The organism is Paenirhodobacter sp. YD-8 (genome assembly GCF_056590935.1).
Genome location: NZ_CM152649.1, coordinates 1,855,121 through 1,876,550, shown reverse-complemented (window position 1 = coordinate 1,876,550; position 21,430 = coordinate 1,855,121). Strand labels below are relative to the sequence as shown.

The window sequence follows — 21,430 nt, the reverse complement described above, 5'->3', positions numbered from 1 at the left end:
TGACGGCACCCTCGAACGACAGGACAGGCGAACTGGATATGAGCATGACGACACTTTCCCGCCGCGGGCTTCTTGCAGCCTTCGCCGCGACCGCTGTCACGGCCGCGCCGACCGCATCGAACGCCTTCGGCTTTCTGCGCGGCGCCGGTGATATCCGACGCATCAAGATGTATTCCGGCCGCACCGGCGAGAGCATCGACACCGTGTACTGGATCGAGGGCGAGTACATCCCCGAAGCCCTCAAGGAAATCAACCACTTCATGCGCGACTGGCGGACCGATCAGAAGATCACCATCGACCCGCGCACCGTCGACATCGCCGCCGCCTCGCACCGGCTGATGGACACCAGCGAACCCTACATGATGCTGTCCGGCTATCGTTCGCCCGCGACGAATGCGATGCTGCGCGCCCGCTCGCGCGGGGTTGCACAGAATTCGCTGCACATGAAGGGCATGGCCGCCGATCTGCGGCTGAAGTCGCGCTCGGTGCCGCAGATCTATTCGGCCGCGACGGCCTGCCACGCCGGCGGCGTCGGCAAATACATGCGCTCGAACTTCGTGCACATGGATTGCGGCCAGGTCCGCACCTGGAACGGCTGAGACGCCGCAGATCGCTGCCCGGAAACAAGCGCCGCCTCCCGCGGCGCTTTTTCGTTTGTGGAAACGGCCGAATCGCAGCGTCCGCCCCGGCCGGGGGCTCAGCGCCCCCGCGTGGCGAGCGGCACGAGAACGATCAGCGTCAGGATCCGGGCGAAGTGATGCAGCGCCACATAGGCCGGGTCGAAGCCCAGCGACAGGCCGATCGCCGCCATCGCCTCGACCCCGCCCGGGGCGAAGGCGATCCAGACCTCGGCCAGCGGCAGCCCGGTGACGGTCGAGGCCAGCGCCGCGAAGACGAAGGAGACGGCAAGCGTGGTGGCGATCAGCGCCGCCCCCGCCTTCGCCATGCGCAGGATGCCAAGCAGCCCGACCGAGGTCAGCCGCGTTCCGAGCGTCGCGCCGGTCAGGATGAAGCCCGCGAACAACGCCCAGGCCGGCGCCGCCCCCTGCACCAGCCCCGCCGCATGCGCGCCGCCGCTCAGCACCAGCCCCGCCAGCAGGCAGGCCGCCGGCACCCCCTGGCGCTGGCCGAGGAAGCCAAGACCATAGGCCACCGCCAGCAGCCCCGCGAAGGGCAGCAACGGCATCGCCGCGCGCACAATCGGCGCCGCCGGTGCCGCGTCGAGCAGCGTGGCAAGCGGCGGCACCAGCGCCACCAGCACCAGCATCCGCACGATCTGCAGCACCATGATCGCGTTGACATCGCCCCGCCCCTCGAGCGCCAGCGCAATCACGTTCGACATCGTCCCCGGCGCCGTCGCCAGCACCGCCGTCTCGCGCGAATAGCCAAAGCCCCGCGTCAGCACCAGCGCACCGCAGGCCAGCGTGACGATCAGCGACAGCACGAGAAAACCGAGGCTCAGCCCCCAGGCGATCACCCGATGCCCGATGTCGGGGTCGATCCCCGAACCGAGCGAGATCCCGATCACGCAGAAGGCGACATCGCGCAGCCGCGCCGGCACGTCGACCGGCAGGCTTGCCGCCGCCGCCAGCGCGACGGCAAGGCTCGCCCCGATCAGCGCCCCCGCCGGCACACCGAGCACGGTGAAAACCCCTGCCCCCACCGCGCCGATCACCACCGCAAGGATCACTGCCTTCTGCCGCTCCAGCATTCCTGCCCCTTTTGCGCGTTCTGCCCTGTGCCCTGATATAGCGCCTTGAGTGCAAAAGGGAAAACCCCGGCACGGGGAAAGGCCGTGTGGCCGCGCCCGCCAGCCATCGCCCATTTTTTGGGCGAAAGCGCCGACGCCGGCGCTTTCGGGCCTGTCGGCCATGCGTTAGGGGTGGTGGCATTGCCACCATCGCCTAATCTGGCCGCACCGAACGAAGAAGGCGCGACCATGGCGATCTACGCATCCATCTATCACCTGACGCATTACAAATACGACCGGCCCGTCACTCTGGGGCCGCAGATCATCCGCCTGCGTCCCGCGCCGCATTCGCGCACCCGGGTGATCTCGCATTCGCTGAAGGTCTCGCCCGGCGGCCATTTCGTGAACCACCAGCAGGACCCCTACGGCAACTGGCTCGCCCGCTTCGTCTTCCCCGAGCCGGTGACCGAGCTGAAGATCGAGGTCGATCTCGTCGCCGACATGACGGTCTACAACCCCTTCGACTTCTTCGTCGAGGAAAGCGCCGAATACTGGCCCTTCGAGTATCCCGAGGAGCTGCGCGACGACCTGTCGATCTATCGCACGCCCGAGCCCGAGGGCCCGCTGCTGGCCCAGCTCCTCGGCACGATCGATTACAGCAAGACCCGCACCGTCGACTTCCTCGTCGCGCTGAACGCCCGGATCGCGAACGGGATCAACTACACGATCCGGATGGAGCCCGGCGTGCAGACCCCCGACGAGACGCTGGCGCTGCGCTCGGGCTCGTGCCGCGACAGCTCGTGGCTCTTGGTGCAGGCGCTGCGCCATCTGGGCTTTGCCGCACGCTTCGTCTCGGGCTATCTCATTCAGCTCAAGCCCGATGTCGTCTCGCTCGACGGGCCGGCGGGCACCGATCACGACTTCACCGACCTGCACGCCTGGTGCGAGGTCTACCTGCCCGGCGCCGGCTGGATCGGGCTTGATCCGACCTCGGGGCTGCTCACCGGCGAAAGCCATATCCCGCTGGCCGCGACCCCGCATTACCGCAACGCCGCGCCGATCGTCGGCGGCTTCGCGGCCGCCGGAACGCCTGAGGTCAGCTTTGATTTCGACATGGAAATCAAGCGCGTGGCCGAACACCCGCGGATCACCAAGCCGTTCTCGGACGAGGCGTGGGAGCGGCTCAACGCGCTTGGCCGCAAGGTCGACGAGACCCTGCGCGAGGGCGATGTGCGGCTGACCATGGGCGGCGAGCCGACCTTCGTCTCGGTCGACGATTTCGAATCGGACGAGTGGAACACCGCCGCCGTCGGCCCGCAGAAGCGCGCCCTTGCCGATACCCTGATCCGACGGCTGAAGCAGCGCTTCGCGCCCGGCGGCTTCCTGCATTACGGTCAGGGCAAGTGGTATCCGGGCGAAAGCCTGCCGCGCTGGACCTTCTCGCTCTACTGGCGCAACGACGGGCTGCCGGTGTGGCGGAACCCCGAGCTGATCGCGCGCGAGGATGCCCCGCAGCAGATGGGCGCGGCCGAGGCCGGCAAATTCATGTCGACCTTCGCGACCAAGCTCGGGCTTGACGGCAACTATGCCCAGCCCGCCTACGAGGATCCGGCCGAGTGGATCCTGAAGGAAGCGAACCTGCCGCCGAATGTCTCACCCGAGAATTCCCGGCTGAAGAACCCCGAGGACCGCGCCCGCTATGCCCGCGTCTTCAACCGCGGCCTGACCGAGCCCTCGGGCTACGTGCTGCCGATCCAGCGCTGGTGGCAATCGGCCGATACGCCGTCGCACTGGCGCTCCGAGCTGTGGAAGCCGCGGCGCGGCCATATCTTCCTGATCCCCGGCGACAGCCCGGTGGGCTTCCGCCTGCCGCTCGGCTCGCTGCCCTATATCCCGCCCGCGCAATATCCCTACAGCTATCCGGCCGACCCGACCGTGCCGCGCGCGCCGCTGCCCGATTATCAGGCCGTGGTCGAGGAGCGCCGCCGCAAGATCCAGGAGGAGATCGACCGCCTCGCGCAGGAAGACCGCGAGCGCGCCGCGCTGATGCCCGGGGTGACGCCGGGCCATGCGCAGGGCTTCCGCGCCGGCGCGAAAGAGGCCGAGCGGCAGAAATGGGTGCCGCAGGACACCCATCTCGGCGAGGGGGTCGACCCCTCGATGGGCTGGGTCCGCACCGCGATCGCGATCGAGCCGCGCGAGGGCCGGCTGTGTCTCTTCATGCCGCCCTGCGACACGCTCGAGGATTATCTCGAACTGATCGCCACCGCCGAGGCGACGGCGGCCGAGCTGAACCTGCCCATCCACATCGAGGGCTATGCGCCGCCGCATGACCCGCGGCTGAACGTGATCCGCGTCGCCCCCGATCCGGGCGTGATCGAGGTCAACATCCACCCCGCGCACAGCTGGGAGGATTGCGTCGCCACCACCGAGGCGATCTATGAAGAAGCGCGGCTGTCGCGCCTTGGTGCCGACAAGTTCATGATCGACGGCCGCCACACCGGCACCGGCGGCGGCAACCACGTGGTCGTCGGTGGCGCCACCCCGAACGACAGCCCGTTCCTGCGCCGTCCCGATCTGCTGAAATCGCTGATCCTGATCTGGCAGCGCCATCCCTGCCTGAGCTACCTGTTCTCGGGCCTGTTCATCGGCCCGACCTCGCAGGCCCCGCGCATCGACGAGGCGCGCCACGACACGCTCTACGAGCTCGAGATCGCGCTGTCGCAGATCACGCCGCCCTGGAAGGGGATGACGCCGCCGCCCTGGCTGATCGACCGGCTGTTGCGCAACATGCTGACCGATGTCACCGGCAATACCCACCGCGCCGAGATCTGCATCGACAAGCTCTATTCGCCCGACGGGCCGACCGGCCGTCTGGGCCTGGTCGAGTTCCGCGGCTTCGAGATGCCGCCGCATCCGCGCATGTCGCTGGCCCAGCAACTGCTGCTGCGGGCGCTGATCGCGCGGTGCTGGATCGCCCCGGTCGAGGGCCGGCCGGTCCGCTGGGGCACGGTGCTGCATGACCGCTTCATGCTGCCCCATTACCTGTGGGAAGACCTGCTCAGCCTGCTCACCGACCTGAAGAACCACGGTTTCGAGATGGACCCGGTCTGGTTCGAGGCGCAGGCCGAGTTCCGCTTCCCGTTCTGCGGCCAGATCCAGGCCGAGGGCGTGCATCTCGAGGTGCGTCAGGCGCTCGAACCCTGGCACGTGCTGGGCGAAACCGGCGCGATCGGGGGAACCGTGCGCTACACCGACAGTTCTGTCGAAAGACTTCAGGTGAAGCTGACCACCCTCCATCAGGACCGTTACAAGGTGATGTGCAACCGACGCCCCGTGCCGATGGCCAGGACCCAGACCTCCGGGGTCTCGGTCGGCGGCGTGCGCTTCAAGGCCTGGCAACCGCCCGAGGCGCTGCACCCGACGCTGCCGGTGAACACGCCGCTCGTCTTCGACATCTACGACACCTGGACGGGTCACGCGCTGGCCGGCTGCACCTATCACGTCGCCCATCCCGGCGGGCGCAACTATGACACCTTCCCGGTCAATGCCTACGAGGCCGAGGCGCGGCGTCTTGCCCGGTTCGAGCCCTTCGGCCACACCGGCGGCGTCTATGAGCCCGCGAGCGAGACCCCGCATCCGGAATTCCCCTTGACGCTGGACCTGCGCCGGCCCATCGGACTGTTCTGACCGACGAGCCAGAAATGAATCATGACCGAGCCCGCCACGACGCCCCCCGCACCGGACCTCTTCTCCGACTACCGGCTCACCCCGGGCGTCGCGGACGAGCTGTTCGACGCCGAGGGCCGGATGCGGCCGGTCTGGCGCCGCTTCGTCGACCGCTTCTCGCGGCTCAACCGTGACGAGATTGCCGCGCGCTTCGAGCGCGGCAATCTCTATCTGCGCGATGCCGGCGTGTTCTTCCGGCAATATTCGAACGACCCGCTGCAGGAACGGGAATGGCCGCTCAGCCATATCCCGGTGATCCTGCACGAGGACGAGTGGAAGGGCATCTGCGACGGGCTGGCGCAGCGCGCCGACCTGCTCGAGGAGGTCATGGCGGATCTCTACGGCCAGGGTCGTCTCGTGCGCGACGGCCATCTGCCGGCCGAGCTGATCGCGGGCTCGCGGCAATGGCTGCGGCCGATGGTCGGCGTGCCGCCACGCGGCGGCCATTACCTGCATTTCCTCGCCTTCGAGGTCGGCCGCTCGCCCGACGGCTCGTGGCTCGTGCTCGGCGACCGCACACAGGCGCCTTCGGGCGCGGGCTTTGCGCTGGAAAACCGGATGGCGACCGGGCGGATCTTCCCCGAACGCTTCCCGCGCGCCCATATCCACCGCCTTGCGGGCTTCTTCGGCGCCTATCGCGAGGCGCTGCAACGGCTTGCGCAGGGCGTGGGCGGGCGCGAGCGCGCCGCGGGGATCCTGACCCCCGGCCCGCATAACGACAGCTATTACGAACACACCTATATCGCGCGCTACCTCGGCCTGATGCTGCTCGAGGGCGAGGATCTGCTGGTCGAGAACGGTCAGGCGATGGTGCGCACGATCGAGGGGCCGCAGCCGCTCGGCGTGCTGTGGCGGCGCATCGACGGCGCCTTCGCCGATCCGCTCGAACTCGACCCGTCGAGCCGGATCGGCACGCCGGGGCTGATGGAGGCGGTGCGGCTTGGCAACCTTGCCCTCGTCAACGCGCTCGGCTCGGGCGTGCTCGAGATGCGGGCGATGATGGCCTTCCTGCCACGCGTCGCCGAGGTGCTGGCGGGCGGGCCGCTGAAACTGCCGAACATCGCCACCTGGTGGTGCGGCGGCGATACCGAGCGTGCCTATGTCCGCGACAATGCCGCGCGGATGATGATCGGCCCGGCCTATGCCTGCGACCTGCCCTTCGACATCGGCGCTGAGACCGCGCGCGGCGGCGCCTTTGCCGATGGCGGCACCCGCTCGATCTCCGACTGGCTCGAGCGCGAGGGCCAGGGGCTTGTCGGCCAGGAGGCGGTGACGCTGTCGACGACGCCCGTCTGGGTCGATGCCGAGGACGGCGGCCGGGTCGAGCCGCGGCCGATGACGATCCGCATCTTTGCCGCGCGCACGCCGCGCGGCTGGCGCTTCATGCAGGGCGGCTATGCCCGGATCGGCAAATCGGGCGATGCGACGGCCCTTGCGATGCAGCGCGGCGGATCGGTCGCCGACGTCTGGGTGGTCTCCGACCAGCCGGTGCCGCAAGAGACGCTCGCGCCGCGCCCGACGCCCGATTTCCACCGCGCCACCACCGCGATCCTGCCCTCGCGCGCCGCCGACAACCTCTATTGGCTCGGCCGCTATGTCGAGCGCAGCGAGGACGCGATCCGCCTGATCCGCGCCTATCACCTGCGTCTGGCCGCCACCGACAACCCGAATGACGCGCGCCTGCTGCGGCTCGACGAGTTCCTCACCGGCTATGGTTACGACCTCGCCGAACCGGTGCCGGCGGCGCTGATCGGCCGGCTCGAGGCGGCGCGCAGCTGCGCGGGCAAGGTGCGCGACCGGTTCTCGACCGATGGCTGGGCGGCGCTGAACGACATGCTGAAGACGGCGCGGCGGATGACCTCCACGGCCAAGCCCGGCGACGATGCCGCGCGCGCGATGTCGGTGCTATTGCGCAAGATCACCGGCTTCTCCGGTCTCGTGCACGAGAACATGTATCGCTTCTCGGGCTGGCGCTTCCTCAGCTTCGGCCGGGCGCTCGAACGGGCGGATTCGCTCGCCGCGCTCTTGGCCACCTTTGCCGATGCCGAGGCGCCCGAGGGCTCGCTCGACATGGCGGTCGAGGTCGCCGACAGCGTCATCACCCACCAGCGCCGCTACCGGGTCGAGACCTCGCGCGATACCGTCGTCGATCTGCTCGCCCTCGATGCCGACAACCCGCGCGCGATCCTGTTCCAGGTGCAGCGGCTGCGCTATCTGGCCGAGGCGCTTCCGAACGCGCGCGAGAACGGCCGGCTGACCGCGCTGCTGCGCGCCATCGTGCCGGTCGAAAGCGCGCTGCTGATCGCCACACCGGCCGAGATCGACACCGGGCGGCTGAGCGCGCTGCGTGGCGAGCTTGCCGGGATCTCGGATCTCATCGGCGCCGCCTATCTGCGGTAAGGGGCTGACATGCTGTATGAAATCAAGCTCTCGATCGACTACGACTATGCCGCCCCCTCGGATCACATCCGCAATCTCGTGCGGCTTCTGCCCTCGGACATCCCCGGCCGGCAGCGGGTGCTGTCGCGGCTGCTGACGGTCGAGCCGATGCCCGACGAGCGGCGCGAGGCGATCGATTTCTTCGGCAATCCGACCACCTCGGTCGCCTGGCACGCGCCGATCGACGCGGTCTCGTTCCAGCTGGCGGCGAAAGTCGAACGCCGCGCCGCGCCGCCCGCAAGCGACCTCTCCGCGCTCCTTGACCGGCTGCCCGACGAGATCGCGGCCCAGCAGAGCCTGGCCCCCGAGGTGCCGCACCATTTCCTCGGCGCCAGCCCCCGCGTCGCCCCGATGACCGAGACCACGGCCTTCGCCCGCAAGCAGCTTGCCGCCGGCATGACGGCGCAGCAGGCGGTGGTGGCGATCGGGCGCGCGCTCAATCGCGCGATGACCTTCGACGCCGAGGCGACGACCGTCGACACCTCGGCGCGCGAGGCCTTCGCGCAGCGCCGCGGCGTATGCCAAGATTTCACCCATATCATGATCGCCGCATTGCGCGGCATCGGCATTCCGGCGGGCTATGTCTCGGGCTTCCTGCGCACCTTCCCGCCGCCCGGCCAGCCCCGGCTCGAGGGCGCCGACGCGATGCACGCCTGGGTGCGGGCCTGGGTCGGCTTCGAGGCCGGCTGGATCGAGTTCGACCCGACGAACGACCAGTTCGCCGGCGACGATTACGTCACCATCGCCATCGGCCGCGACTATTCCGACGTGGCCCCGGTGCGCGGCGTGATGCGCACCGCGGGCGGCCACGAGACCCGCCAGGCAGTCGACGTGATCCCGCTCGAGAAGGGCTGATCAGAGCCGCGCCAGCCAGGCGGCCAGCACCTCGACCTTGTCGCGCGCCGGCGTGTGGTGGTTCAGGATGAAATCGCGCAGCCAGACCGCGCGTTCGGGCGACAGCTGCCCGGCCAGCGCCCAGCTCACCCGGGACAGGGTCTGCTGCGGATCCTTGTGACAGCCCGCACAGTCCGCCTCCCAGATCGCCTCGCCCGCCGGTTCCTCGATCGCCGCCGCGCCCTCTTCGGCACGCGCAAGCGGCGTCAGGGCGACAAGCAGCACGACGGCCCAAATGCTCCGCATCAGCGCCTCCGCTCGATCGCCGCCAGCACCGAGCGCGCCGCGCGCAGCCCCGGCGCCTCGCCGCCCTCGCCAAGCCGGCGCATCGTCTCTTCCATCGCCGCATGCTGGCCGGCCCGCGCTTCCGGGCTTTCCAGAAGCTGCACGAGGGCGTGGCAGATCCGGTCCGGGCGGCATTCGGGGCCGAGGAATTCCGGGATCGCCCGGGTCTCGGACACCAGATTGACCAGCGTCACCGTGTCGACGCGCAGCATCCGCCAGATGATGTGCCAGGTGAGGAAACTGGCGTCATAGGCGATCACCATCGGCGTGCGGCTTGCCGCAAGCTCAAGGCTGACCGTGCCCGAGGCCGCCAGCGCCAGATCGGCCGCGGCGAAGGCCGCGCGCTTGTCCGCCGCCTCCTCGACGACGATGGGCGCGACCGGCCAGCGCGCCGACATCTCGCGCACCAGGGGCGCGACGCCGCGCACCGTGGGCAGCACCACCCGCAACCCGGGCTCGCGGTCGCGCAGCCGCATCAGCGCCTCGTCGAAGCGCGGCCCGAGCCGCTCGACCTCGCCCCGGCGCGAACCGGGCAGGCACAGCACCAGGGGCTGGTCGTCACCGATGCCGTGGCGCTCGCGGAAGAGCGCGGCCTCGGCGGCACTTGCCCGCGGCTCGGCGACCACCGGATGGCCGACGAAATCGCAGCTCATGCCCGCGGCTTCCATATAGGGCGGCTCGAAGGGCAGAAGCGCCAGGACGTGGTCGATCACCTTGGCCATCTTCACCGCGCGGCCGGGGCGCCAGGCCCAGACCGAGGGCGCGACGTAATGGATGGTGCGCAGATCCGGGCGCGCCGCCTTGACGATCCGCGCGACCCGCAACGAGAAATCGGGGCTGTCGATGGTGACGAGCGCGGCGGGCCCGGTGTCGAGCACGGCCTGCGCGGTCTCGGCGATGCGGCGCTTGAGCTGGCGGTATTTCGGCAGCACCTCGGCGATGCCCATCACCGACAGCTCCTCCATCGGGAACAGGCTGACGAGGCCCTCGGCCTCCATCAGCGGGCCACCGACGCCGAAGAATTCGACGCCCGGCGCAAGCGCCTTCATCCCGGCCATCAGCGCCGCGCCGAGCTTGTCGCCCGAAGCCTCGCCCGCGACCAGGAACAGCCTCATCCTGCCCGCCCCCAGAGGAAGATCCCGGCCTCCTCGGCCGCGGCCACGGTCGCGGCGCGGTCAAGGAGCAGCACGCCCCCCGCCTCGAAGACGATGCCCGAAAGCCCCGCTGCGGCAGCCTTCGCCACGGTCTGCGGCCCGATCGCCGGCAGGTCGATGCGGCGGTCCTGACCGGGTTTCGGCGCCTTGAAGAAGACGCCCCCCACCGGCCCGCGGCGCTGGCCGCGATGCGCCGCGACGAAATCGAGCATCGCATCGGTGCCCGGCAGGCTTTCGACCGCAAGGCACAGGCCCTGCGCCACCACCGCGCCCTGCCCGACATCGACCGCGCCAAGCGCGGTGACGATCTCGGCGGCGCGCTCGGCATCGGTCTTGTCGACCGCGCGCAGCGCGCCCGCAAGCACGCCCTCGCCCGGCACCAGCTCGGGCGCGATCTCGTCGGCGCCGACGACGACCAGCCCCCAATCCTCGAACAGCTCGATCACCGCGCGCAGCGTCGCGTCATCGCCCGCCTGCATCGCGCCGACCAGCCGCGGCACCAGCGCCGCGGTCTGCGCGTCGAACATCTCTGGTTCGAGCTTCGGGCGCTGGATCGCGCCGGCAAAGCAGACCCGCGTCACCCCGCGCGCAATCAGCGCGTCAAGAAAGGGCACCAGCCGCTCGACGCGGAAGCGCAGCGGCTCGGCCCCCGGCACGGCCGAGGCAAAGCCATCAAGCTCGCACAGCAGCATCCCGGGCGCGGCGGCAGCCAGCAGCGCGGGCAGCCCGCCCGTCCCCGCGATCAGCGCGGTCTCGGCACCCACGCTCATCGCGGCGTCAGGAAGCTGCGGTCCGACGGACCGAGGATGAAATCGAGCACCTCGCGCGCCAGCGCGCTATCGGTGCCCTCGTCGTGGAGCTTGCGCGCCTGTTCGCGGAAGTTGCCCTCGGACAGCGCCATGTAGAGCTCGCGCAGGGCCCCGATTTCCGCCCGCGACACGCCGCGGCGCTTCAGCCCGACGAGGTTCAGCCCCTCGAGCTGCGCGCGCGGCCCGGCGACCAGCGCATGCGGGATCACGTCCGAGGTCACCATCGACAGCGCGCCGATGATCGCGCCATGGCCGATCCGCACCCATTGGTGCACGCCCGACAGCCCGCCGACGATCACGTCGTCCTCGATGTGGCAATGCCCGGCGATCGCGACCGAGTTCACCAGGATCACCCGGTCGCCGATCGTGACGTCATGGGCGACATGGCTCGAGGACATGAACAACCCGTCGTCACCGACGCGGGTGACCCCGCCGCCGCCTTCGGTGCCGGGGTTCATCGTCACGTATTCGCGGATGCGGTTGCGCTTGCCGATCACCAGCCGCGTCTTCTCGCCCTTGTATTTCAGGTCCTGCGGCACCTGACCGAGCGAGGCGAAGGGAAAGACGGTGGTGTCCTCGCCGATCTCGGTCAGGCCGGAGACGACGACATGCGACTTCAGCTCGACGCCCTCGGCAAGGCACACCTCGGGGCCGACATGACAGAACGGCCCGATGTGGACGCCCGCGGCAATCGTGGCGCCCTCTTCGATGACGGCGGAAGGATGAATGATGGCGCCCGGATCAATCGCCATGGCTCAGGCCTTGAGGTCCATCATCGCAGTGAACTCGGCCTGCGCGGCAAGCTGCCCCTCGACCAGCGCCTGCCCCTCGAACTTCCAGATCCGGCCGCCCCCGCGGATCACCTTGACCGGCATCTCGAGCACGTCGCCCGGCACCACCTTGCGGCGGAACTTCACCCCGTCGATGCCCATGAAATAGGTGGCGAGCGGCTTGTCGATGAGGTTGAGCGAGATCCCCACGACGATCGCAGCGGTCTGCGCCATCGCCTCGACGATGGTGACGCCGGGCATCACCGGCTCGTCCGGGAAATGGCCCTGGAAATGCGGCTCGTTGCTGGTGACGTTCTTGATGCCGGTCGCCGACTCGAAGGGGACGATGTCGCGCACCTTGTCCACCAGCAGGAACGGATAGCGGTGCGGAATGATCCGCTTGATCAGCGCGAGATCGGCAAAGGTATGGGGGGCGGGTTCGGTCATCGTCTGTCCTTGATCCTCAAGCGTCCGCGGTCGAGCCTTGCTAGCAACGCCGACGCCGCTTGGCAAGAATGCGGGCGGGCTCAGTTGCCCGGCGCGGCCGGCGCGGCGGGAGTTTCGGGTGCGACGGTCCCGGGCGTCGCGGCGGAGGTGTCGGGCGTCGCGGCGGAGGTGTCGGGCGCTGCGGCTTCGGCCGCCGCCGGGCCGTCGCCCAGTTTCCCGTCAACGAGCCGCACCAGATCATCGGTCACATCCGCCTCGGCAAGGCCGCGGATGATCACCCGCCGGTCGAGCACCATGACCGCGCCGCGCTTGGCCAGGATATCGTCAAGCATGGGCGTCACCGCCTCGAAGAAGGCCTGCCGGCTTTCCTCGAAGCGCCGCGACAGCGCCTGCGCCTTCGCCTTCTGGGCGTTGCGGATGCCCGTCGCGCGTTCGTCGAAGGCATTCGCCTCGGTGCGGAAGGCGGCCGGGTCCATCGTCGCGCGCCGCTCGGTCAGCGCCTTTTCCTCGGCGATCAGGTCATCGGCGATACGGTTGTTCTCGTCGGAAAGCGCGCGCGACTCCGCGGCAAGATCGGCGCGGATGCGCTTGCCCCAGCGGGTCGTCTCGAACAGCGCCTCCCAGTCGAGGGTGAGTACCGGGCTGGGCACCCGGATCACCGCCTCGCCGCGGCTGTCGCCCACCGATTGCTGGGCCGCAACAGGCCCGGGCAGGATTCCCCCCAGCCCGGCCACAAGCGCGACGAGGCCGAGGCAAAGCCCCGGCCCCTCGATGAAACGCGGCGGAAAGCGCATCTCCCTGCCTCAGAACTGCGTCGAGATCGTCAGGTCGAAGTTCTGTTCCTTGTCGTAGTCTTCCTTCTTGATCGCCTTCGAGAAGTTCAGACGCAGCGGACCGATCGCCGAGCGCCAGAACACCGAGAAGCCGACCGCCGAGCGCAGGTGCATGCTGTCGTCGACGGTCCCGGTGGCCCCGGCCTTGTCCTCGAGCCCCCAGACCGAACCGATGTCCCAGAACAGGCCGCCGGTGACGCCGTATTCCTCGGGGATGCCGATCGGGAATTCCGATTCCATCCGCAGCGCCGCGAAATACTTGCCGCCGAGCGCGTCCTTGTTCGGCGCACCGGTGTCGCGCGGGCCATAGCCGTTCGGCTCGAAGCCGCGGATCTTGCCATTGCCCGAGAAGCGGTCGAGGATCGTCAGCTTGGTGTCACCGGTCGGGTTGACCATGCCGCCCTCGAGTTCGGCGCGCAGGGTGACTTCCTCGTTCCAGACCTTGCGCTCGCCACGCAGCAGCGCGGTCGAGGTCACTGCGGTCACATCGCCGCCGAGCCCGGCGTAATCCTGCGAGAAGCGGAAGGTGAAGCCATAGCGCGGATCGATGCCGGTGCGGCGCGTGTCCCAGGTGTAGGTGTAGCCCAGCGACGAGGTGTCATACTGACCCTCCTCGCGCGACAGGATCGGCGAGGAGCCGACCGCGTCAATGGTGGTCGGGTCCCCATCGGGATCCGGATCATAGGCCGTGACGTCGTAAAGCTTGTCGCGGCTGAAGGTATAGCGCAGCTCGAGCCGCGAGTTCTGCGCCAGCGGGAACTCGACCGAGGGCGACACGCCCTGCATCCGGGTCGAGTAGTCGGCGTTGTCGTTCTCCGACGTGTTGTACCACGCGTGGAAACGCGCCTTCAGATCGCGCCCGAAGAGATAGGGCTCGATGAAGTCGAACGAGCTCTGCTGCGTGCCCGAGGTCGTGCCGATCTGCACCCCCAGGTACTGACCGCGGCCGAGGAAGTTCGCCTCCTGCAGACCGACGTTCACACCAAAGCCCTGCGAGGCGCCATAGCTTGCGCCGAAGCTGAGCGAGCCGGTCGGCTGTTCCTCGACGTTGACGTCGACGATCACCTGATCGGGGCCGGAGCCCTGACGGGTGTTGACGTCCGCCTTGGTGAAGAAGCCGAGGGCGCGGATGCGCTCGGCCGAGTTGCGGATCTCGCGCGCGTTGAAGGGGTCGCCTTCGACGGTGTGGAACTCGCGCCGGATCACGCTGTCGAGCGTGGTGGTGTTGCCTTCGATGTCGATGCGCTCGACGAACAGGCGCTGACCACGCACCAGCGCAAATTCGACGTTCAGCGTCTGGGTCTTCGGATCGCGGGTGATGCGCGGATCGACGCGCACGAAATTCGCGCCCTTGCGCAGCGCCGTCTCTTCCATCCGGGTGATGGCAAGGTCGATGGCGTTCGGCGAGTAGATCACGCCCTCGCGGATCTTCGTGAGCTTCTCGAAGTCCTTCGCGTCAAGCTCGGGCACCTCGGAAACGGTGGTGATCTTGCCGAAGTGATACTGCTGACCCTCGCGGATGTTGAAGGTCATGAAGAAGCCTTCGCGGTCGCGCGCCATTTCCGAGGACACGCCGGTGACCTGCACATCCGGATAGCCGCGCGAGCGGTAGAAATCGGTCAGCAGCTGGCGGTCGAGATCGACGCGGTCGGCGACGAAGCTGTCGCGCTGGATCAGCCGGTGCAGGATGCCCGCCTGCTTCGTCTGCAGCACATCGCGCAGGCGACGGTCGGAATAGGCGGTGTTGCCGGTGAAGCTGATGCGCTCGACTTCCGACACGAAACCTTCCTTGACCTCGAAGACGACGTCGACGCGGTTGTTGGCGCGCTTGATCACCTTCGGATCGACACGCACGTTGACGCGCCCGGCATCGGCATAGCCCTTGACGATCGCGGCGGCGTCGGCCTCGACCGTGGCCGGGCTGTAGACCTTGCGCGGCTGCGTCTTCACCTGCCCGGCAAGGATCGAATCCTTCAGCACCTTGTTGCCTTCGAAGGAGACGACGTTGACGGTCGGGAATTCCTGCACCCGGATGACCAGCGTGCCGCCCTGCGGCACCAGATCGACCTTCTCGAACAGGCCCGAGCCCTGAAGCCGCTGATAGGCGTCATTGAGCTGCGCCGCGCTCACCGAGGAACCGCGCGCGATCTTGGCATAGGCGAGAATCGTCGCCGCCTCGATCGTGTCGTTGCCTTCGATCTTCACCTGCGAAAAGCGATACTCCTGCGCCATCGCCGCCACCGGCGGCAAGGCCGCGGCGAAACCGCCGCCCAGAAGCGCCACCGCGACAAGCCGGGTCGTGAGAAGCGAACGCCCGAGAAATGCGTTCTTCCGCCGGTTCGTCATTGCCTGTCACCCCGCCCTGTATTTCCTTCAGACTGCAAGATCGTGAGTAGCTGGAAAGGGGATGCTTGTCAAAACCGCAAGATGTCGGAAATGCCGCCTCGGCGGCATTCGTCCGCAGGCGTTGCGCCATTGCCCGCCAGGCCGGCAAAACGGCAGGCGCCGCACCACGGCGGACACAGTGCGGCGGAGGATGACAGAGAGGAAAGACGCGCCCGGATCAGAGCTGATAGGGCGACACCCCGGCCGGACCGAAAAGCGCAATCAGCTCGTAGCCGAGGATCCCCCCGATCGCGAGCGCGACGAGGATGGCGGCCGGAGCCATCAGGCGGTCGAGCGCCAGATCGACGACGAGCGAGAGGCCGCGAAAGCCGTCTGCCTGCACCATCTGCATGATCACCTCTCCTGTGCGCGGACCACCCGCACAACCCGAAGTAGCGGCGCATTATGGCCAAATTGCGGCCAAGTTGTGCCGTTCAGGGACAGAACAGGTCGTTCCACAGGCCGAACAGCATCATCGTCAGCACCAGCGACAACCCGATCGCGGTGAGCAGGTTCATCGCCCGGTCCGACGGCGGCTTGCCGGTGACGCCTTCCCAGACGTGGAACATCAGATGCCCGCCATCGAGCACGGGAATCGGGAACAGGTTCAGGAAGCCCACGGCCGTCGACAGCACCGCGACGAACCAGATGAAGCTCGCCGTGCCCGCCTTCGCCGCCGCGGCCGAGCCCTGCGCGATGCCGATCGCGCCATGCAGGTTGCACGAGGAGATCTGGCCGAGAATCATGTGCTTGAGTGCCGAGACCGAGGAGGCGACAACCTCCCAGGTCTGCACGGCCCCGCCCTTCACTGCCTCGACGACGCCGGTCGGGCGGGTGAGCGGGGTGAAGACCGGCTCGCCCGTCGCGCCGATCATCCAGCGCGTCTCGAACCCGCCCGCGGCAGTCGGCACATCGGTGCGGCGCGGGGTCAGCGTCATCTGAAGCGTCTCGGCCCCGTCCTTGCCCGGCCGCCAGACAGTGAGCGCCACGGGGGCGCCCTCGCTGGCCGTGACCTTCTGCTGCAGATCGACGAAGCGCCAGATCGGCGCGCCGTCGATCGCGGTGACCACGTCGCCCGCGGCCAGCCCCGCGGCATAGGCCGCCGAAGACGGCATCACCCCGTTCAGACGCGGCGGGAACAGCTGCGGCCCGGCAACCTCGGCCACCTGCCCGTCGCGCTCGACCCGCCAGGTCAGCGCAGGCTGCGCCGGAAGCTCGTCCGTCACCGCGCTCAGCGTCGCGTAATCGGGCGTCTCGCGCCCCTCGATCGCCAGCACCCGGTCGCCCACGCGCAGATCGCCGCTGCCACCCGGCAGCACCACGAGCTTGCCCACCGTCGGCACATCGGTCGCGGTGCCGGTCCAAATCATCATGCCGGCAAAGATCGCGATCGACAGCACGAAGTTGAACACCGGTCCCGCCGCCACCGTCACCGCGCGGGCCCAAAGCGGCGCACCGTGCATGGTGTGGCGCTTCTCCTCGGCACTCAGCCCGGCCATCGCGCCCTCGTCGGCACCCGCCGAGGCCGCATTCGCATCGCCCAGGAACTTGACATAGCCGCCGAGCGGGATCGCCGAGACCTGCCAGCGCGTGCCGTGCTTGTCGACGCGCGACAGCAGCCGCGGCCCGAAGCCGATCGAGAAGGCCTCGGCCTTGATCCCCGACCAACGGCCGACGATGTAATGGCCGAACTCGTGCACCGTCACGATGATCATCAGCGCGACGACGAAGGCCACCAGCGTATAGAGCGCGTTGCCGAAATCGGGGAGAAACTCCAAGGGTCAGATCCTTCCGGTCGAAATTCTTTCGCGGCCGAGGGCGCGGGCCTCGGCGTCGGTCTGCAAGACGTTATCGAGGCTGACGGCCGCATTTCCAAGCCCATGGCCCGCGCACATGTCCGCGAGCACCGCCTCGACCAGCCGCGCCATGTCGAGGAAGCCGATCTGCCCGGCGATGAAACCGTCAAGCGCGACCTCCTTCGCAGCGTTGAAGGCCGCCCCGGCCGTGCCGCCGATCGCCATCACCTCGCGCGCAAGGCGCAGCGCCGGGAAGCGGACCGGGTCGGGGGCGCGGAAGCTGAGCGATCCGATCTGCGCCAGATCGAGCCGCGCCACCGGCAGCTCGGCCCGTTCGGGCCAGTTCAGCGCATAGCCGATCGCGTGGCGCATGTCGGGCGCGCCCAGATGCGCCATGAGCGCCCCGTCGCGGAAACCGACCAGTGCGTGGACCAGGCTCTCGGGATGCACCAGAACCTCGATGATATCCGGGTCGACGCCGAAAAACTCTTTCGTTTCGATGACTTCCAGCGCCTTGTTGAACATCGAGGCGCTGTCGATGGTGATCCGCTGCCCCATCGCCCAGTTCGGATGGGTCGAGGCCGCGGCGACGGTCGCGGTCGCCAGTTTCTCGAGCGGCCAGTCGCGGAAGGCACCGCCCGAGGCGGTGATGATGATCCGCTCGACCGCCGCCATCTCCTCGCCGACGAGAGCCTGGAACACCGCCGAATGCTCGCTGTCGACGGGCAGGATCCGCGCGCCCTGCCGCCGCGCCTCGGCCAGAAGCAGCGGCCCGGCGGCGACAAGGCTTTCCTTGTTGGCAAGCGCCAGCGTCGTGCCATGCTTCAGCGCCGCGAAGCCGGGCGCGATCGCCGCCGCGCCGACGATCGCCGACATGATCCAGTCGGCCGGCCGCTCCGCCGCCTCGATCAGCGCCGCGGGGCCCGCCGCCGCCTCGATCCCCGAGCCGTGCAGCGCCGCGCGCAGCGCCGGCAGCCGGTCCTCATGCGCGGTCACCGCGATCTCGGCACGCAGCTCGCGCGCCTGGCTGGCCAGAAGATCGACATTGTGCCCGCCGGTCAGTGCGACCACCTGGAACGCCTCTGACCCGCCCTGCCGCACCAGCAGGTCGAGCGTGTTCACACCGATCGAGCCGGTGGAGCCGAAAACCGAAACCTTGCGCATCCGTCACATCCCGTCGAAGGGCAGCCGCATGAATTTCATCACGATCAGCAGGAAGACCACCGCCCCGATCAGCGCGTCGAACCGGTCGAGCACGCCGCCATGGCCGGGGATCAGGTGCGAGCTGTCCTTCACACCCGTCCGCCGCTTGATCGCGCTTTCCGCGATATCGCCCATCTGCCCGGCAAAGGCGGTGAGCGGCGAAAGCCACACGAGCGTCCAGCCGCCCCAGCCGAGCGCGGCAAAGCCCGCGCCCACGGCCACCGCGCCGATCCAGCCCGCGACGGTGCCCGACCAGGTCTTCTTCGGGCTGACCCGCGGCCAGAACTTCGGCCCGCCGATCGCGCGGCCGGCGAAATAGCCCGCGACGTCGGACACCACGACGATGGTCACGATCCACAGGATCACCAGCGCGCCGGCATTGAGCCGCAGCACGATCAGCCCATAGCTCGCCGCCATCACCGCAAAGGCGTAAAGCGCGAAGATCAGCCGGTCGCGCCGCGGCAGGGCGGTGCCCACGACCACCGGCAGCAGCAGCGCCCAGCGGGTGAGCGCGCCCGGCCAGTAGAGCACCAGCGCCATCAGCACCGCAGCAAGCACCGACAGCGCCGCCGCGGGGCCGCGCCCGCTGCCCGCCGGCGCCATGATCGTCGCCAGCTCCCAGATCATCAGCCCGCAGACAACCACCGCGAGCAGGCCGAAGGTCTTGCCACCAAGCCAGATGGTGACCGCGCCGATCGCCACCATCACCAGTCCCGACAGCACCCGCGGCCGCAGGTCGGTCCAGCGTGAGCCCGCAGCCGGCGTCGTGCCCTGCGTGCTCATGCCTTCGCCCCGCCGAAGCGCCGCTCGCGCGTGCTGAACACGGCAAGCACCTTCTCGAGCTCGGCCGGGCCGAAATCGGGCCAGAGCGTGGGGGTGAACTCGTATTCCGAATAGGCCGCCTGCCAGGGCAGGAAGTTCGAGGTCCGGGTCTCGCCCGAGGTGCGGATCACCAGGTCCGGGTCGGGAATCGCCGCGGTGTCGAGCCGGGCCGCAAAGGCCGCCTCGTCGATCGCATCGGGGGCGATCCGGCCCGCGGCGACATCCTGCGCCAGCCGCACGGCGGCGCGGCGCAGCTCGTCGCGGCCACCGTAGTTGATTGCCACCGTCAGGTTCAGCCGGGTGTTCGGCGCGGTGCGCGCCTCGATCCCCGCCATCAGCGCCTGCAGCTTCGGATCGAGCCGTTCGCGCGCACCGATGAAGCGCATCCGCACGCCCTCGGCCGAGAGGCCGTCGGCCTCCTTCTCGATGTAGCGCGCGAAGATGCCCATCAGGCCGAGCACCTCCTCGGTCGAGCGCTTCCAGTTCTCGGTCGAGAAGGCATAGACGGTCAGCCAGCGCACGCCCAGATCCGGGCAGGCGCGGACGATCTCCTTCACCCGCTCGGCGCCACGGCGGTGACCGACGAGCCGCGGCCAGCCGCGGTTCTTCGCCCAACGGCCGTTGCCGTCCATGATGATGGCGACATGCGACACGCCGTAATCGACGGGGCCACAGCCGGCCGGGGGCTCACTCGCGGGCATCACGGGCCTCTTTGCTTGCGGGGGATGCAGGTCGGCTCAGACCTGCATGATCTCCGCCTGTTTCGCCTCGAGCGCCTTGTCGATGAGGGCGATGTGCTTCTTCGTCAGCTCCTCGACCTCGGCCTCCCAGAACTTGACGTCGTCCTCGGACATGCCCGAGCCCTTCGCCTTCTTGATCTGGTCCATGCCGTCGCGGCGCACGTTGCGGATCGCGACGCGGGCGCTTTCGGCATATTGCGCGGCGACCTTGGTCAGCTCCTTGCGGCGTTCCTCGTTCAGCTCGGGGATCGGCAGCATGATGATCGGGCCGTTGGTCTGCGGGTTGATGCCAAGGCCCGACTCGCGGATCGCCTTCTCGACCTTGTTGATCAGGCCCTTGTCCCAGACGTTGACGGTGACCATCCGCGGTTCGGGCACGTTGATCGTGCCGACCTGGTTGATCGGCGTCAGCGAGCCGTAGGCGTCGACCATGATCGGCTCCACCATCGAGGCAGAGGCCCGGCCGGTACGCAGCGAGCCGAATTCATGCTTGAGCGACGCCATCGCGCCCTCCATGCGGCGTTCGAGGTCGTCGGTGTCGATTTCGATGTCGTCGGACATGGGTTATCCCCCGGATCTTGAAGTCTGTCTTTCTTTAGCCGCAGCGCGCGGCCTTGGGTAGGGCTTTCGGGGGCCAGCCCCCGAACCCCCGGAGTATTTCCGCCAGGAAAAGGCGAAGGCGCGGAAATCCGCCGCCCTTAGCCCTTCACCGTGGTATAGGTGCCCTGCCCCGCCAGGATGCCGCGGAAGCCGCCCGGCTCGTCGAGCGAGAAGACGATGATCGGCAGGTTGTTGTCGCGGGCGAGCGCGATCGCCGAGGCGTCCATCACGCCGAGGTTCTTCTGCAGGCACTCGTCATAGCTGACCTGGTCGTAGCGCTTGGCGTCCGGGAACTTCTTCGGGTCCTTGTCATAGACGCCGTCGACCTTGGTGCCCTTGAAGATCGCCTCGCAATTCATCTCGTTCGCGCGCAGCGTCGCCGCGGTGTCGGTGGTGAAATAGGGGTTGCCGGTGCCCGCGGCGAAGATGCAGATCCGCTTCTTCTCGAGGTGGCGCACGGCGCGGCGGCGGATATAGGGCTCGCAGACCTGGTCCATCGGAATCGCCGAGATCACCCGGGTGTGGATGCCGAGCGCCTCGAGCTGCGCCTGCATGCCGAGCGCGTTCATCACCGTGGCCAGCATCCCCATGTAATCGGCGGTGGTGCGTTCCATCCCCTGCGCGGCGCCGGCAAGGCCGCGGAAGATGTTGCCGCCACCGATCACCATGCAGATCTCGACGCCGAGGTCATGCACCGTCTTCACTTCGCGGGCGATGCGGGCGACGGTCGGCGGGTGCAGCCCGTAGCCCTGATCCCCCATCAGCGCCTCGCCCGAGATCTTCAAAAGCACACGTTTGTACTTCACAGTCGGCTCTGCCTCTGCACTCATCTCG

Annotated in this window: 19 protein-coding genes; 4 read left to right on the top strand and 15 right to left on the bottom strand. The window is 68.7% G+C overall.

All coding sequences use genetic code 11. The annotated features are described in order from the left end of the window. The first annotated feature begins 44 nt into the window (after positions 1 to 44). Positions 45 to 599: a peptidoglycan L,D-endopeptidase MepK gene (gene mepK, locus AC0QTQ_RS09105; protein ID WP_394342941.1), complete on the top strand. Its 555-nt coding sequence runs from the start codon at positions 45 to 47 to the stop codon at positions 597 to 599. A 98-nt stretch (positions 600 to 697) separates the two neighbouring features. Here the strand turns inward: mepK and AC0QTQ_RS09100 are convergent, their stop codons facing one another. Further along, positions 698 to 1,711, bottom strand: coding sequence for an AbrB family transcriptional regulator (locus AC0QTQ_RS09100; RefSeq protein ID WP_480259169.1), 1,014 nt, complete (start codon positions 1,709 to 1,711; stop codon positions 698 to 700). Positions 1,712 to 1,939: 228 nt separating this feature from the next. Here AC0QTQ_RS09100 and AC0QTQ_RS09095 point away from each other — a divergent pair, with 228 nt between their 5' ends. Genes AC0QTQ_RS09095 through AC0QTQ_RS09085 form a run of 3 tightly spaced genes read left to right on the top strand, consistent with a single transcriptional unit; the run spans position 1,940 to position 8,713 of the window. Continuing rightward, positions 1,940 to 5,380 carry a transglutaminase family protein gene (locus AC0QTQ_RS09095; RefSeq protein WP_480259168.1) on the top strand — a complete coding sequence of 1,147 codons (3,441 nt, stop codon included), beginning with the start codon at positions 1,940 to 1,942 and terminating at the stop codon, positions 5,378 to 5,380. Between the two features lie 21 nt (positions 5,381 to 5,401). Next, entirely contained in the window at positions 5,402 to 7,819 is a 2,418-nt protein-coding gene (locus AC0QTQ_RS09090; RefSeq protein WP_480259167.1) for a circularly permuted type 2 ATP-grasp protein, read from the top strand. A 9-nt stretch (positions 7,820 to 7,828) separates the two neighbouring features. Continuing rightward, complete coding sequence (locus AC0QTQ_RS09085) at positions 7,829 to 8,713, top strand: transglutaminase family protein (protein WP_480259166.1); 885 nt, start codon at positions 7,829 to 7,831, stop codon at positions 8,711 to 8,713. Here AC0QTQ_RS09085 and AC0QTQ_RS09080 read toward each other — a convergent pair whose 3' ends face one another. The 14 genes from AC0QTQ_RS09080 to pyrH form a co-directional block, all read right to left on the bottom strand. Further along, positions 8,714 to 8,998 carry a hypothetical protein gene (locus tag AC0QTQ_RS09080; protein WP_480259165.1) on the bottom strand — a complete coding sequence of 95 codons (285 nt, stop codon included), beginning with the start codon at positions 8,996 to 8,998 and terminating at the stop codon, positions 8,714 to 8,716. After that, positions 8,998 to 10,152, bottom strand: coding sequence for a lipid-A-disaccharide synthase (gene lpxB, locus AC0QTQ_RS09075; protein ID WP_480259164.1), 1,155 nt, complete (start codon positions 10,150 to 10,152; stop codon positions 8,998 to 9,000). The genes AC0QTQ_RS09080 and lpxB overlap by 1 nt, the downstream gene beginning before the upstream one ends. Beyond that, positions 10,149 to 10,961, bottom strand: a complete 813-nt coding sequence (locus AC0QTQ_RS09070; protein ID WP_480259163.1) for an LpxI family protein — start codon at positions 10,959 to 10,961, stop codon at positions 10,149 to 10,151. Before AC0QTQ_RS09070 ends, lpxB begins: the two co-directional genes overlap by 4 nt. Continuing rightward, positions 10,958 to 11,752 carry an acyl-ACP--UDP-N-acetylglucosamine O-acyltransferase gene (gene lpxA / locus AC0QTQ_RS09065; protein WP_121532140.1) on the bottom strand — a complete coding sequence of 265 codons (795 nt, stop codon included), beginning with the start codon at positions 11,750 to 11,752 and terminating at the stop codon, positions 10,958 to 10,960. Before lpxA ends, AC0QTQ_RS09070 begins: the two co-directional genes overlap by 4 nt. A gap of 3 nt (positions 11,753 to 11,755) precedes the next feature. Next, positions 11,756 to 12,217, bottom strand: coding sequence for a 3-hydroxyacyl-ACP dehydratase FabZ (gene fabZ / locus AC0QTQ_RS09060; protein WP_480259162.1), 462 nt, complete (start codon positions 12,215 to 12,217; stop codon positions 11,756 to 11,758). Between the two features lie 80 nt (positions 12,218 to 12,297). Beyond that, on the bottom strand, positions 12,298 to 13,011 hold the full coding sequence (locus AC0QTQ_RS09055; protein ID WP_480259161.1) for an OmpH/Skp family outer membrane protein: 714 nt from the start codon (positions 13,009 to 13,011) through the stop codon (positions 12,298 to 12,300). A 9-nt stretch (positions 13,012 to 13,020) separates the two neighbouring features. Then, positions 13,021 to 15,396, bottom strand: a complete 2,376-nt coding sequence (gene bamA / locus AC0QTQ_RS09050) for an outer membrane protein assembly factor BamA (RefSeq protein ID WP_480259160.1) — start codon at positions 15,394 to 15,396, stop codon at positions 13,021 to 13,023. Between the two features lie 217 nt (positions 15,397 to 15,613). Then, positions 15,614 to 15,787, bottom strand: a complete 174-nt coding sequence (locus AC0QTQ_RS09045) for a hypothetical protein (protein ID WP_480259159.1) — start codon at positions 15,785 to 15,787, stop codon at positions 15,614 to 15,616. A gap of 82 nt (positions 15,788 to 15,869) precedes the next feature. Beyond that, on the bottom strand, positions 15,870 to 17,213 hold the full coding sequence (gene rseP / locus AC0QTQ_RS09040; protein WP_480259158.1) for an RIP metalloprotease RseP: 1,344 nt from the start codon (positions 17,211 to 17,213) through the stop codon (positions 15,870 to 15,872). 3 nt (positions 17,214 to 17,216) lie between these two features. Beyond that, positions 17,217 to 18,395: a 1-deoxy-D-xylulose-5-phosphate reductoisomerase gene (gene dxr, locus AC0QTQ_RS09035; RefSeq protein WP_121532130.1), complete on the bottom strand. Its 1,179-nt coding sequence runs from the start codon at positions 18,393 to 18,395 to the stop codon at positions 17,217 to 17,219. A 3-nt stretch (positions 18,396 to 18,398) separates the two neighbouring features. Continuing rightward, positions 18,399 to 19,217 (bottom strand): phosphatidate cytidylyltransferase, encoded by an 819-nt coding sequence (locus AC0QTQ_RS09030; protein WP_480259157.1) that lies wholly within the window; start codon positions 19,215 to 19,217, stop codon positions 18,399 to 18,401. Further along, positions 19,214 to 19,957 carry a polyprenyl diphosphate synthase gene (gene uppS / locus AC0QTQ_RS09025; protein WP_121532126.1) on the bottom strand — a complete coding sequence of 248 codons (744 nt, stop codon included), beginning with the start codon at positions 19,955 to 19,957 and terminating at the stop codon, positions 19,214 to 19,216. The genes AC0QTQ_RS09030 and uppS overlap by 4 nt, the downstream gene beginning before the upstream one ends. A gap of 36 nt (positions 19,958 to 19,993) precedes the next feature. Next, positions 19,994 to 20,557 carry a ribosome recycling factor gene (gene frr, locus AC0QTQ_RS09020; RefSeq protein ID WP_480259156.1) on the bottom strand — a complete coding sequence of 188 codons (564 nt, stop codon included), beginning with the start codon at positions 20,555 to 20,557 and terminating at the stop codon, positions 19,994 to 19,996. A 137-nt stretch (positions 20,558 to 20,694) separates the two neighbouring features. Continuing rightward, entirely contained in the window at positions 20,695 to 21,426 is a 732-nt protein-coding gene (gene pyrH, locus AC0QTQ_RS09015) for a UMP kinase (RefSeq protein ID WP_113900177.1), read from the bottom strand. Positions 21,427 to 21,430: the final 4 nt, after the last annotated feature.

Coding starts and splice junctions, on each gene's coding strand:
- mepK (WP_394342941.1), top strand. CDS start 45: ATGACGACACTTTCCCGCCGCGGGCTTCTTGCAGCCTTCGCCGCGACC.
- AC0QTQ_RS09100 (WP_480259169.1), bottom strand. CDS start 1,711: ATGCTGGAGCGGCAGAAGGCAGTGATCCTTGCGGTGGTGATCGGCGCG.
- AC0QTQ_RS09095 (WP_480259168.1), top strand. CDS start 1,940: ATGGCGATCTACGCATCCATCTATCACCTGACGCATTACAAATACGAC.
- AC0QTQ_RS09090 (WP_480259167.1), top strand. CDS start 5,402: ATGACCGAGCCCGCCACGACGCCCCCCGCACCGGACCTCTTCTCCGAC.
- AC0QTQ_RS09085 (WP_480259166.1), top strand. CDS start 7,829: ATGCTGTATGAAATCAAGCTCTCGATCGACTACGACTATGCCGCCCCC.
- AC0QTQ_RS09080 (WP_480259165.1), bottom strand. CDS start 8,998: ATGCGGAGCATTTGGGCCGTCGTGCTGCTTGTCGCCCTGACGCCGCTT.
- lpxB (WP_480259164.1), bottom strand. CDS start 10,152: ATGAGGCTGTTCCTGGTCGCGGGCGAGGCTTCGGGCGACAAGCTCGGC.
- AC0QTQ_RS09070 (WP_480259163.1), bottom strand. CDS start 10,961: ATGAGCGTGGGTGCCGAGACCGCGCTGATCGCGGGGACGGGCGGGCTG.
- lpxA (WP_121532140.1), bottom strand. CDS start 11,752: ATGGCGATTGATCCGGGCGCCATCATTCATCCTTCCGCCGTCATCGAA.
- fabZ (WP_480259162.1), bottom strand. CDS start 12,217: ATGACCGAACCCGCCCCCCATACCTTTGCCGATCTCGCGCTGATCAAG.
- AC0QTQ_RS09055 (WP_480259161.1), bottom strand. CDS start 13,011: ATGCGCTTTCCGCCGCGTTTCATCGAGGGGCCGGGGCTTTGCCTCGGC.
- bamA (WP_480259160.1), bottom strand. CDS start 15,396: ATGACGAACCGGCGGAAGAACGCATTTCTCGGGCGTTCGCTTCTCACG.
- AC0QTQ_RS09045 (WP_480259159.1), bottom strand. CDS start 15,787: ATGCAGATGGTGCAGGCAGACGGCTTTCGCGGCCTCTCGCTCGTCGTC.
- dxr (WP_121532130.1), bottom strand. CDS start 18,395: ATGCGCAAGGTTTCGGTTTTCGGCTCCACCGGCTCGATCGGTGTGAAC.
- AC0QTQ_RS09030 (WP_480259157.1), bottom strand. CDS start 19,217: ATGAGCACGCAGGGCACGACGCCGGCTGCGGGCTCACGCTGGACCGAC.
- uppS (WP_121532126.1), bottom strand. CDS start 19,957: ATGCCCGCGAGTGAGCCCCCGGCCGGCTGTGGCCCCGTCGATTACGGC.
- frr (WP_480259156.1), bottom strand. CDS start 20,557: ATGTCCGACGACATCGAAATCGACACCGACGACCTCGAACGCCGCATG.
- pyrH (WP_113900177.1), bottom strand. CDS start 21,426: ATGAGTGCAGAGGCAGAGCCGACTGTGAAGTACAAACGTGTGCTTTTG.